Below are 12,855 nucleotides of genomic sequence, written 5' to 3' on the forward strand. Positions count from 1 at the left end.
TTTCTTCCAAAATTCTACATTTATTATATGAGGTAAAATATGCCAGTGAGTTTAAAATCCGGAAATAGATTGAGAGTTGATTTTACAAAGATCCCTCAAAACATTGCAGTTCCAAATCTGCTTCAATTACAAAGAAATAGTTATGATAATTTTTTGATGACAAGTGATACGAATGAGTCTGGGCTTGAAAAAGTCTTTAAATCCATTTTCCCCATCCACGATGCACAAAATAGAATTAGCTTAGAATATGCAGGTTGTGAGTTTGGAAAACCACGCTACACGGTTAGAGAGGCAATGGAAAGAGGCTTAACCTATTCGATTCCACTTAAGATTAAAATCCGTTTAGTGCTTTGGGAGAGAGATGAGAAGACAGGTGAAAAGTTAGGTGTTAAGGATATTAAAGAGCAAAGCATTTTTGTGCGCGAGATTCCCTTAATGACGGATCGTACAAGTTTTATTATTAATGGTGTTGAGAGAGTTGTAGTTAATCAACTCCATAGAAGTCCTGGAGTAATCTTTAAAGAAGAAGAGTCAACCAGCACTTCCAATAAACTTGTTTATACAGGGCAGATTATTCCAGATCGTGGTTCTTGGCTTTACTTTGAGTACGACGCAAAAGATACTCTCTTTGTGCGTGTAAATAAGCGTAGAAAAGTGCCTGTTACTATTCTCTTTAGGGCGCTTGGTTACTCAAGGCAAGATATTTTGAAAATGTTTTATCCTCTTGTTAATATCAAATATAAAAATGGTAAATATTTGATTCCATTTAATCCAGAGGAATTTATAGGGCGCGTGGAATTTGATCTTAAGGATGCAAAAGGCAATTTAATTCTTGCAGCAGGTAAGAGATTGACTGCCAAAAAAGCAAAGGCTCTTGAAGAAGAAAAGCTAAATATGATCGAGTATCCCACAGAGATTTTAATGAATCGCTATTTAGCGGAGCCTATTATAGATAAAGCAAGTGGTGAAGTGCTTTTTGATGCGCTTACCTTAATGGATGAGAGTAAATTAAAGAAGCTTACTGAGCTTGGCGTCAATGATTTTGTGATTGCAAATGATTTAGCCTTAGGCGTTGATGCTTCTATTATTAACGCATTTATTGCAGATGCAGAATCGTTAAAGTTATTAAAGCAAACAGAAAAGATTGATAATGAAAATGACTTAGCGATGATTCGTATTTATAAGGTAATGCGCCCGGGTGAGCCAGTTACAAAAGAAGCAGCAAAACAATTTGTGCAACAACTTTTCTTTGATCCAGATCGTTATGATTTAACACGCGTTGGGCGTATGAAAATGAATCACAAATTAGATATTGGTGTGCCAGATTATGTAACTGTGTTAACACACGAGGATATTATTAAAACAGTGCGTTATCTAATGCGTGTAAAAAATGGACAAGGTAGAATTGACGATAGAGATCATTTAGGGAATCGTAGAATCCGCGCCATTGGAGAATTGCTAGCAAATGAGCTTCACACAGGGCTTGTGAAAATGCAAAAAGCAATCCGCGATAAACTTACAACCATTAGTGCAGGTTTAGAAGAATTAATGCCACATGATTTGGTTAATTCTAAGATGATTACAGGGACAATCTTAGAGTTTTTTACAGGAGGACAACTCTCACAATTTATGGATCAAACAAATCCACTCTCAGAAGTTACACACAAAAGAAGGCTATCTGCTCTTGGTGAAGGCGGCTTAGTTAAAGAGCGTGCAGGGTTTGAGGTGCGCGATGTGCATCCAACGCATTATGGAAGGATTTGTCCTATTGAAACACCAGAAGGGCAAAATATTGGTTTGATTAATACGCTTTCTACTTATGCGAAGGTTAATGAGTTAGGCTTTATTGAAGCCCCTTATCGTAAAGTTGTCGATGGAAGGGTAACTGATGAAATTGTGTATTTAACTGCAACACAAGAAGAAGGCGCAGTTATTGCCCCTGCAAGTACGATTCTAACAAGTAATCAAACCATTAAAGAAGAAATGATTGAAGTTAGAAAAGATGGTGAAATCATTTTGATGGAATCCAAAAAAGTAGATTTAATTGATCTTAGCCCAAGAATGATTGTTGGGGTTGCTGCAAGTTTGATTCCATTCTTAGAACACGATGATGCTAACCGCGCGCTTATGGGGTCAAATATGCAACGCCAAGCGGTACCATTGCTTAAGCCGGATGCACCGGTGGTTGGAACAGGGATTGAAAAAATTGTTTCACGTGATTCTTGGGAAGCAACAAAAGCTACACGCGGTGGAATTGTGGAAAAAGTGGATGCTAAAAATATTTATGTTTTAGGTGAAGATGAAAATGGTGCGTTCATTGATCACTATTCTTTGCAAAAAAACCTAAGAACTAACCAAAATACTTCGTTTTCGCAATGTCCAATTGTAAAGGCTGGAGAGCAAGTAGAAGCTGGGCAAGTTATTGCCGATGGTCCTAATATGGATCAAGGGGAATTAGCGCTTGGAAAAAATATTCGTGTAGCCTTTATGCCTTGGAATGGATATAACTTTGAAGATGCGATTGTTGTAAGTGAAAAATTAATCCGCAATGATGCTTTTACTTCTATCCATATCTATGAAAAAGAGATTGAAGCACGAGAGTTGAAGCATGGAGTTGAAGAAATTACGCGTGATATTCCAAATATTAGAGAGGAAGAGTTAGCTCACCTTGACGAGAGCGGAATCGTAAAAATTGGAACTTATGTAACAGGTGGAATGATTCTTGTTGGAAAAGCCTCCCCAAAAGGTGAGGTTAAACCAACTCCAGAGGAAAGATTGTTGCGTGCAATTTTTGGAGAAAAAGCAGGGCATGTTGTTAATAAGTCTCTTTATTGTCCTCCAAGTTTAGAAGGAACTGTTGTTGATGTAAAAATTTTTACGAAAAAAGGTTATGATAAAGATAAAAGAGCCATTGCTGCTTATGAAGAAGAAAAATCTCGTCTTGATTTAGAACACCACGATAAGCTTTTAATGTTGGATAGAGAGGAGTCTTTGCGTATTGGTTCTATTTTAGCCAAAGAAAAGTTAGTGAGTGTTGCAAAAATTGGCGATAAAGAGTATAAAAAAGGTAGTGTGATTCCAAAGGCAGATTTAGAAAATGTTAATCGTTTTGCAATGGGAACTCTTATTAAAAGCTATCCAAAAGAGATTCAAAGCTCTTATGACGCGCTCAAAGCAAATTTCCTAGAGCAAAAGAAAAATTTAAGCCAAGAGCACGAAGAGAAACTTTCTATTATTGAAAAAGATGATATTCTTCCAAGCGGTGTAGTAAAGTTGGTTAAAATTTATGTTGCAACTAAGCGTAAATTAAAAGTTGGGGATAAAATGGCAGGACGCCACGGAAATAAGGGGATTGTATCAAATATTGTTCCAGAAGTGGATATGCCTTATACAAAAGATGGTCGCCCAGTGGAAATTGTTCTTAATCCTTTGGGGGTTCCAAGTCGTATGAATATCGGACAAATCTTGGAGGTGCATTTAGGATTGGTCGGCAAGAATTTAGGGGAACAAATCGCAAATATTTTTGAACAAGAGAAGGATAAATGGGTTGGAGCATTGCGTTCTAAAATGTTAGAAATTGCCGAGAACTCCGGTATGAAATCTGCAAAAGGATTCTTAGAGAAGCTTGATGATGAATCTTTGTTAAACTTTGCCAGAGATTGGAGCAATGGAGTCAAATTTGCAACACCTGTGTTTGAAGGAGTAAATGCGCAAGAGTTTGAAAAGCTCTTTGCTTTGGCAAAAATTGATACAGATGGTAAAACAGAGCTTTATGATGGACGCACGGGTGAAAAAATGATGGAGCGTGTCAATGTAGGCTATATGTATATGTTAAAGCTTCACCATTTAGTGGATGAAAAAGTGCATGCAAGAAGCACAGGTCCTTACTCTTTAGTAACACAACAGCCAGTAGGAGGTAAGGCGCTCTTTGGTGGGCAGAGATTTGGAGAGATGGAAGTTTGGGCTCTAGAAGCTTATGGTGCAGCACATACTCTTAAAGAAATGCTAACTATTAAGTCTGATGATGTTGAAGGTAGGGTTAAGGCATATAAAGCTATCACTAGAGGTGAAGCAGTTAAAGAATCTGAGATTCCAGAAACTTTTTATGTTTTAACTAAAGAATTGCAGAGTTTAGCGCTTGATGTAAGTGTGTTTGCAAAAAATAAAGAGGGAGTGGATGAGGCAATAACCATTAGGGAAGAGAATCGCCCAAGTGATTTTAATGCCTTTCAACTTCTTCTTGCAAGCCCAGAAAAAATTAGAAGTTGGAGTCATGGAGAAGTTAAGAAGCCAGAAACTATCAATTATCGTACGCTTAAGCCAGAGAGAGATGGATTATTCTGTGCAAAAATCTTTGGTCCTGTTAGGGATTATGAATGCCTTTGTGGAAAATACAAAAAAATGCGTTATAAGGGTGTTGTATGTGAGAAATGTGGAGTTGAAGTTACAAGCTCTAAAGTGCGTCGTTCAAGAATGGGACACATTGAACTTGTAACACCTGTTGCTCACATTTGGTATGTGAATTCCTTACCTAGTAGAATCGGAACGCTTTTAGGCGTAAAAATGAAAGACTTAGAGCGTGTGCTTTATTATGAAGCTTATATCGTTAAGCAAGCTGGCGAAGCTTTCTATGATAATGAAGGAACAAAACCTGTTGTCAAATATGATGTGCTTAATGAAGAGCAATATCAAAGTTTAGCTCAAAGATTTGAACATACAGAATTTGTAGCTCAAATGGGCGGAGAAGCAGTAAAAGAGTTGCTTGAAAGTTTGGATTTGGTGGATTTGATTGCTGAGCTAAAAGAAGCAATTAAGGCAACAAATTCTGAAGCAAAGAAAAAAACTATTATTAAGCGTTTAAAAGTTGTTGAAAGTTTTGTGGTTTCTGGTGGTCAGAATCGTCCTGAGTGGATGATGCTAACAGTGCTTCCTGTACTTCCACCGGATCTTAGACCTCTTGTTGCTTTAGATGGTGGAAAGTTTGCCGTGAGTGATGTGAATGATTTATACCGCCGCGTGATTAATAGAAACCAGAGATTAAAGCGTTTAATTGAACTTGATGCCCCTGAAATTATTGTGCGCAATGAAAAAAGAATGTTACAAGAATCTGTTGATGCTCTCTTTGATAATGGTAGAAATGCAAATGCAGTGAAAGGTGCAAATAAACGCCCATTGAAGTCTCTCTCTGAAATTATTAAAGGAAAGCAAGGGCGATTCCGTCAAAACTTACTTGGAAAGCGCGTAGATTTTTCTGGGCGTTCTGTAATTGTTGTGGGACCAAATTTAAGAATGGATCAATGTGGATTGCCTAAAAATATGGCATTAGAACTCTTTAAGCCTCATATTCTAGCAAAACTTGAAGAAAAAGGTTATGCAACAACACTAAAGCAAGCTAAAAAGATGATTGAACATAAGCGCAATGAAGTGTGGGAGTGCTTACAAGAAATTGTTGCAGATTATCCTGTAATGCTAAATCGCGCACCAACATTGCATAAGCAATCCATTCAAGCATTCCATCCAAAACTTATTGATGGTAAGGCTATTCAGTTACATCCGCTTGTGTGTGCGGCATTTAATGCGGACTTTGATGGAGATCAAATGGCAGTGCATGTACCACTTTCACAAGAGGCAATCACAGAGTGCAAGCTTTTAATGTTAAGCTCTATGAATATTCTTTTGCCAGCAAGTGGTAAAGCTGTAACTGTTCCTAGTCAAGATATGGTTTTAGGTTTGTATTATCTTTCTTTGCAAAGAGATGATTCTAAAGGTGAGCATAAGCTTTTCTCTAATATTAACCAAATCCATATTGCACTTGAAGCAGGTGTGGTAGAAGTTAGCTCTAAAGTGCGTGCATATGTAGATGATAGAATCATAAATACAACTATTGGTAGAATGATTTTAAAATCAATTTTACCGGATTTTGTGCCGATGCATTTATGGAATAAAGTATTAAAGAAAAAGGATATTGCAGCACTCATTGACTATGTGTATAAAGAAGGTGGTGTTGGAATTACTGCAGGTTTCTTAGACGACCTTAAAAATCTAGGCTTCAAATATGCAACAAAAGCTGGAATCTCAATTTCAGCTGATGATATTATTGTTCCAGATAGCAAGAATAAAGTTGTAGAAGGTGCCAAGAAAAAGGTTAAAGACATTCAAGCACAATTTGGCGCAGGTTTATTGACAGAGCAAGAACGCTACAATAAAATTATTGATGTTTGGACGGACACTAATAACGCACTAGGCAACACAATGATGAAACTTATTGAAAATGATAAAGATGGTTTTAATTCCATTTATATGATGGCAGATTCTGGTGCTAGAGGTAGTGCAGGACAGATTAGACAGCTTTCTGCAATGCGTGGTTTGATGGCAAAACCTGATGGAACAATTATTGAAACGCCGATTACTTCGAATTTTAAAGAAGGCTTAAATGTATTGGAATACTTTATTTCCACACACGGCGCAAGAAAAGGTTTAGCTGATACTGCGCTTAAAACTGCAAATGCAGGATATTTGACGAGGAAGCTCATTGATGTGAGCCAAAATGTTAAAGTGGTAATGGATGATTGTGGAACAAATGAAGGTGTTGAGATAGCAGATATTACAGTGGGTAGCGAACTTATTGAACCATTAGAGGAAAGAATTTTTGGGCGTGTGATTGCTGAGAATATTATTGATCCTATTACAAATGAGGTTTTAATTAGTGATGGAACACTTATTGATGAAGAAAAAGCACGCAAGGTAAAAGAAGCTGGTGTAAAATCTGTGATTATCCGCACTCCTGTAACTTGTAAGGCGGAAAAAGGTGTATGTGCAAAATGCTATGGCTTAAATTTAGGAGAGTCAAAAATTTCTAAAATTGGAGAGGCGGTAGGTGTTGTGGCGGCGCAATCTATTGGAGAGCCCGGAACGCAGCTAACGCTTAGAACATTCCACATTGGTGGAACAGCAAGTAGAAGTCAAGAAGAACGCCAAGTTGTAGCAGATAAGGAAGGATTTATTCGCTATTACAATGTGAAAACTTATAAGAATAGAGAGGGTAAAACCATTGTTTCTAATCGTAGGAATGCGGCAATCTTGCTTGTTGAACCAAAGATTAAAGCACCATTTGAGGGCGAGTTAAAAGTTGATATTGTGCATGATGAAGTGATTGTATCTGTGGTTGGCAAAAAAGAAACAGCGAAATTTACGCTTAGAAAATCTGATGTTGCAAAGCCAAATGAACTTGCAGGGATTACAGGGAAAATTGAAGGCAAATTTTATATCCCATATCCAAGTGGACATTATGTGCGTGATGAAGGCAGTATTGTAGATATTATCAAAGACAGTTGGAATATCCCAAATCGTATTGCGTATGCAAGTGAGTTAAAGGTTGAAGATAATGCGCCTATTACGCAAAAAATCTTTGCCAAAGATGAAGGGATTGTAAAATATTACTATTTGCAAGGGGATCATTTAGAGCGTTATCATGGGATTAAAAAAGGCGATAAAGTAACTGAAAAGGGCTTGTTTGCTGTAATTGCTGATGAATATGATCAAGAAGCTGCACGCCATTATATTGCAAGAGATTCCATTATTGAAGCAGAAGATAACCAATCTGTTAGCAAAAATACTTTAATTGCTAAGCCGCAAAGCGATGAGCATATTGTTATTGCTGATTGGGATCCTTATTCTAATCCAATTATTGCAGAAGAAGCAGGAACAATTAAATTTGAGGATATTATCCCAGGAGTTACAGTTTCTGAGCAAACAGATGAGCTAACAGGGCAAACAAGATTAGTTGTAAATGAATATATTACAAGTACATTTAAGCCCATGCTTGTGTTATCCACTTCAAAGGGTGGATTAATTCGTTATGCGTTAGATCCAAAAACAGCGATTTTTGTAACAGATGGTGCAAAAGTGGAAATGGCAGACATTTTAGCAAAAACGCCAAAGGCACTTGTAAAATCTAAAGATATTACAGGAGGTCTTCCAAGGGTTTCTGAACTCTTTGAGGCAAGAAGACCAAAAGATCCGGCAGTGCTTGCAGAAATAGATGGAATTGTCAATTTTGGAAAACTTGTGCGTGGTAAAGAGAAAATCATTGTTACAGCAAATGATGGTAGAGTTGCAGAATATCTCATTGATAAATCTAAGCAGATTTTGGTGCATGAAGGGGAATTTGTTCACGCTGGGGAAGCAATTACTGATGGTGTTATAGCAAGTCAAGATATTTTACGCATTGGTGGGGAAAAAGAGCTTTATAAATACATTGTGAGTGAAGTACAACAAGTTTATCGCAGACAAGGTGTTAGCATCGCGGATAAACATATTGAGATTATTGTTTCTCAAATGTTGCGCCAAGTTAGAATTTATGATAGCGGTAATACCAAGTTTATTGAAGGTGATCTTGTGAGTAAGCGACATTTTAGAGAAGAAAATGCTCGTATTATTAAAATGGGTGGAATCCCAGCGATTGCAGAGCCTATGCTTCTAGGAATTACGCGTGCAGCTATCGGAAGTGATTCTGTGATTTCCGCAGCTTCATTCCAAGAGACAACAAAGGTTTTAACGGAAGCAAGTATTGCAGCTAAAATAGATTACCTAGAGGATCTCAAAGAAAATATTGTTTTAGGGCGTATGATTCCAGTTGGAACAGGGATCTACAAAGGCAAAAGAGTTAAGATTAAGGAAAATTAGCCCTTAGCGTTTCTGAAGAGTGTAAAGGATAGAGTTGTTAAGGTTATTTAAACCTTAATTTAAGTGAGAATAAAGAATGATTTGCATATAATCCGCTTCATTTTCTCTATTAAAATTTTTAGGAAGGAATAAAAGTGCCGACGATTAATCAGTTGATTAGAAAAGAGCGAAAAAAAGTTATTAAGAAGTCAAAGTCACCAGCTTTGGTAGTTTGCCCCCAAAGGAGAGGGGTTTGTACGCGTGTTTACACAACAACGCCTAAAAAGCCTAACTCAGCGTTAAGAAAAGTAGCAAAGGTTAGACTAACAAGTGGGTTTGAAGTGATTAGTTATATTCCAGGTGAAGGACATAACTTGCAAGAACACTCTATCGTATTAATTCGTGGCGGAAGGGTAAGAGATTTGCCTGGTGTTAAGTATCACATTATCCGCGGTGCGCTAGATACAGCAGGTGTTGCAAAACGCACGGTTTCACGCAGTAAATATGGTGCTAAAAAGGCAAAGGGTGATGCAGGAGGTAAAAAATAATGAGAAGAAGAAAAGCCCCACAAAGAGAAGTATTGGGAGATCCAATCTATAATAATATTGTTGTAACAAAATTCATCAATAAAATGATGTATGATGGGAAAAAGAGTGTTGCAGAGAAAATCATTTATGCAACATTTGATAAAATTGAAGAGAAAACAAAAGAAAAAGGCATTGAAACTTTTGAAAAAGCTTTAGAAAAGGTTAAGCCTCTTGTGGAAGTAAGAAGCAGAAGAGTAGGTGGTGCAACTTATCAAGTTCCTGTTGAAGTGCGCCCAGCAAGACAGCAATCTCTATCTATTCGCTGGCTGCTGGATTCTGCCAGAAAAAGAAATGAGCGCACAATGATTGAAAGATTAGCAAATGAGCTAATTGATGCTGCAAATGAGCGTGGAGCGGCATTTAAGAAAAAAGAAGATGTGCATAAAATGGCAGAAGCTAATAAAGCTTTTGCACACTATCGTTGGTAAAATTATGCTTTTAGGGATTTATCGAATTTTCCCTAAAATGCTCTCTACTCACAAAATCTCAAATTACTTATCCTAAAGGATTTAATTATGGCAAGAAAAACTCCATTAAATAAAATTAGAAATATAGGTATCGCAGCGCATATTGATGCAGGAAAAACAACAACTTCTGAACGAATTTTGTTTTATACAGGTGTGAGCCACAAAATTGGTGAAGTGCATGACGGTGCTGCAACAATGGACTGGATGGAACAAGAAAAAGAGCGTGGAATTACAATCACTTCTGCTGCGACAACTTGTTTTTGGAAAGATTATCAGATTAATCTCATTGACACTCCCGGGCATGTGGATTTTACCATAGAAGTTGAACGTTCAATGCGTGTTTTGGATGGTGCTGTCGCTGTGTTTTGTTCTGTAGGTGGTGTGCAACCACAGAGTGAAACGGTTTGGAGACAAGCAAACAAATATGGTGTTCCTAGAATTGTATTTGTTAATAAAATGGACAGAATTGGCGCAAACTTCTACAATGTAGAATCTCAAATTGCAACAAGATTAAAAGCAAAACCAGTGCCACTAGTGATTCCTATTGGTGCAGAAGATAATTTTAAAGGTGTTGTAGATCTTGTTAATATGAAAGCGTGTGTATGGAATGATGAATCTATGGGCGCTATGTATGATATTGAAGAAATTCCAGCAGAATTAATGGATAAAGCGCAGGAATATAGGGAAAAATTGTTGGAAGCTGTTGCAGAACAAGACGAAGCGATGATGGAAAAATACTTAGGTGGTGAAGAATTAAGTGTTGAAGAAATTAAAGCAGGAATCAAAAAGGCTTGTTTGGCAATGGAAATGGTTCCTATGTTGTGTGGCTCAAGTTTTAAAAACAAAGGCGTGCAAACACTTCTTGATGCAGTTGTTGAGTATTTGCCTGCCCCAACAGAGGTTGCAGATATTCGTGGCGTAGATCCAAAAGACGAAGAAAAAGAAGTGAGTGTAAAATCTACAGATAATGGCGAGTTTGCAGGACTTGCATTTAAGATTATGACAGATCCTTTTGTAGGACAGTTAACATTTGTTCGTGTGTATCGTGGGAGTTTGGAATCTGGAAGTTATGTGCTTAATTCCACAAAGGGTAAAAAAGAGCGCGTTGGAAGATTGCTTAAAATGCACTCTAATAAAAGAGAAGATATTAAAGAAGTTTATGCGGGAGAAATTTGTGCGTTTGTTGGCTTGAAAGAGACACTAACAGGAGATACACTATGTTCTGAAAAAGATCCCGTTATTTTAGAGAGAATGGAATTTCCAGACCCAGTTATTTCCATTGCAGTTGAACCAAAAACAAAAGCCGATCAAGAAAAAATGGCATTAGCTCTTGCAAAACTTGCTGAGGAAGATCCAAGTTTTAGAGTGCATACAGATGAGGAATCAGGACAAACAATTATTTCTGGTATGGGTGAGTTACACTTAGAAATTATCGTAGATAGATTAAAGCGTGAATTTAAGGTGGAAGCCGAAGTAGGACAGCCACAAGTTGCATTCCGTGAAACAATCCGTCAAAGCGTAGAACAAGAATGCAAATATGCAAAACAATCTGGTGGGCGCGGACAATATGGACATGTCTTTATTAAACTTGATCCACAAGAGCCAGGCAAGGGATATGAGTTTGTTAATAGCATTAGCGGGGGTGTGATTCCAAAAGAATATATCCCAGCAGTTGATAAAGGAATCCAAGAAGCAATGCAAAATGGTGTGCTTGCGGGTTATCCTGTTGTAGATTTTAAAGTTACGTTATTTGATGGAAGTTATCATGATGTAGATTCTTCAGAAATGGCGTTTAAAATTGCTGGTTCTATGGCTTTTAAGGATGCTTGTAGAAAAGCGGGCGCGGTTTTATTGGAGCCTATGATGAAAGTAGAAGTGGAAGTCCCTGAAGAATATATGGGTGATGTGATCGGAGATTTAAATAGAAGACGTGGACAAATCAACTCAATGGACGATAGAATGGGCTTAAAAATCGTTAATGCTTTCGTGCCTTTGGCGGAGATGTTTGGTTACTCCACAGATTTACGCTCTGCAACACAAGGGCGTGGAACTTATACAATGGAGTTTGACCACTATGGAGAAGTTCCAGGTAATATTTCTAAAGAAATTATGGAAAAGCGTAACGGCTAATTCTTGACTATGCCCTTCTATGCAATGAAGGGCATAGTTCTTCTGTATCTCTTTGTATTTTTTTCATACTAATTTTATTTTTTTAATATTCTAAATTAGAGTATTGTTGGCAATATTTTGGAAGTATCCTAACTGCACAACAGTTTGTACATTTTTTTAAAAGTGATAATAGTCTATTTTGGTATTTCTGCAAATGATTACTTTTAATCTTTTTTATCTTCTTCTTTGTATTTGAATTCCGTTTAGAAAATTTCGAGGTGTGATTGTTGGATTGTTATCAAGATTTTGGTATGGAATAACCGTATTTTTTAAAATAAACGAAGTCACCAAAGAGACAAAAAAAGAACAAGGCTCATTTTAAGTTTATTGTAGCTCAAATATTTTTGATTTTTCTATTTTTAAATTTTTCATATGAAGGGTTAATTTTTTAAGAAATGGAGAGTTTATTTTAATCTTCTTACACCACTTTTGGTTTGTTTTGGAGCACTCTAAAATGAATCTTTTAAAGGAATGCATAAAAATAAAGCCGAGTTTAAGTGTGTATAATTATAAATTTAGAAAAGAAAATAAGAAGTTGTGGCCGGGAGAGAGGGATTCGAACCCCCGGAGGTGTTACCCTCAACGGTTTTCAAGACCGCCGCTTTCGACCACTCAGCCATCTCCCGATATAATTAAATGGAGGCGACACCCAGATTTGAACTGGGGAATCAGAGCTTTGCAGGCTCCTGCCTTACCACTTGGCTATGTCGCCACCTAAATGGTGCCCGGGGCCGGACTTGAACCGGCACAGACATAATGTCCGAGGGATTTTAAGTCCCTTGTGTCTACCATTTCACCACCCGGGCTCGTTATTGAAGCTACTTTTATGATTTTTTTAATGGAGCGGGAGACGGGGATCGAACCCGCGGCCCCAACCTTGGCAAGGTTATGCTCTACCACTGAGCTACTCCCGCATAAAAGTGAGAGTGAGATTATAGCGTTGCTTGAATAAAAAATCAAGAGATTTT

Annotated in this window: 4 protein-coding genes and 4 tRNA genes; 4 read left to right on the forward strand and 4 right to left on the reverse strand. The window is 37.4% G+C overall.

The annotated features are described in order from the left end of the window. The first annotated feature begins 39 nt into the window (after positions 1-39). From IP358_RS00995 to fusA, 4 genes are all read left to right on the forward strand, one after another. Positions 40-8,685, forward strand: a complete 8,646-nt coding sequence (locus IP358_RS00995; protein ID WP_370525620.1) for a DNA-directed RNA polymerase subunit beta/beta' — start codon at positions 40-42, stop codon at positions 8,683-8,685. 134 nt (positions 8,686-8,819) lie between these two features. Further along, positions 8,820-9,212 (forward strand): 30S ribosomal protein S12, encoded by a 393-nt coding sequence (gene rpsL, locus IP358_RS01000; RefSeq protein ID WP_006802136.1) that lies wholly within the window; start codon positions 8,820-8,822, stop codon positions 9,210-9,212. Beyond that, entirely contained in the window at positions 9,212-9,679 is a 468-nt protein-coding gene (gene rpsG / locus IP358_RS01005) for a 30S ribosomal protein S7 (RefSeq protein WP_006655945.1), read from the forward strand. Before rpsL ends, rpsG begins: the two co-directional genes overlap by 1 nt. Before the next feature lie 87 nt (positions 9,680-9,766). Further along, positions 9,767-11,848 (forward strand): elongation factor G, encoded by a 2,082-nt coding sequence (gene fusA, locus IP358_RS01010; protein WP_006802135.1) that lies wholly within the window; start codon positions 9,767-9,769, stop codon positions 11,846-11,848. A 577-nt stretch (positions 11,849-12,425) separates the two neighbouring features. On the opposite strand, the gene IP358_RS01015 is transcribed toward fusA, so the two are convergent. The 4 genes from IP358_RS01015 to IP358_RS01030 form a co-directional block, all read right to left on the reverse strand. Continuing rightward, positions 12,426-12,513 (reverse strand) — tRNA-Ser (locus IP358_RS01015). Between the two features lie 11 nt (positions 12,514-12,524). Beyond that, a tRNA-Cys gene (locus tag IP358_RS01020) sits at positions 12,525-12,599 on the reverse strand. Positions 12,600-12,606: 7 nt separating this feature from the next. Continuing rightward, positions 12,607-12,693: transfer RNA gene (locus IP358_RS01025), tRNA-Leu, on the reverse strand. A gap of 33 nt (positions 12,694-12,726) precedes the next feature. Beyond that, positions 12,727-12,801 (reverse strand) — tRNA-Gly (locus tag IP358_RS01030). Between the last annotated feature and the right edge of the window lie 54 nt (positions 12,802-12,855).

Source organism: Helicobacter winghamensis ATCC BAA-430 (genome assembly GCF_028751035.1).
GTDB classification, from domain to species: Bacteria; Campylobacterota; Campylobacteria; order Campylobacterales; family Helicobacteraceae; genus Helicobacter_D; species Helicobacter_D winghamensis.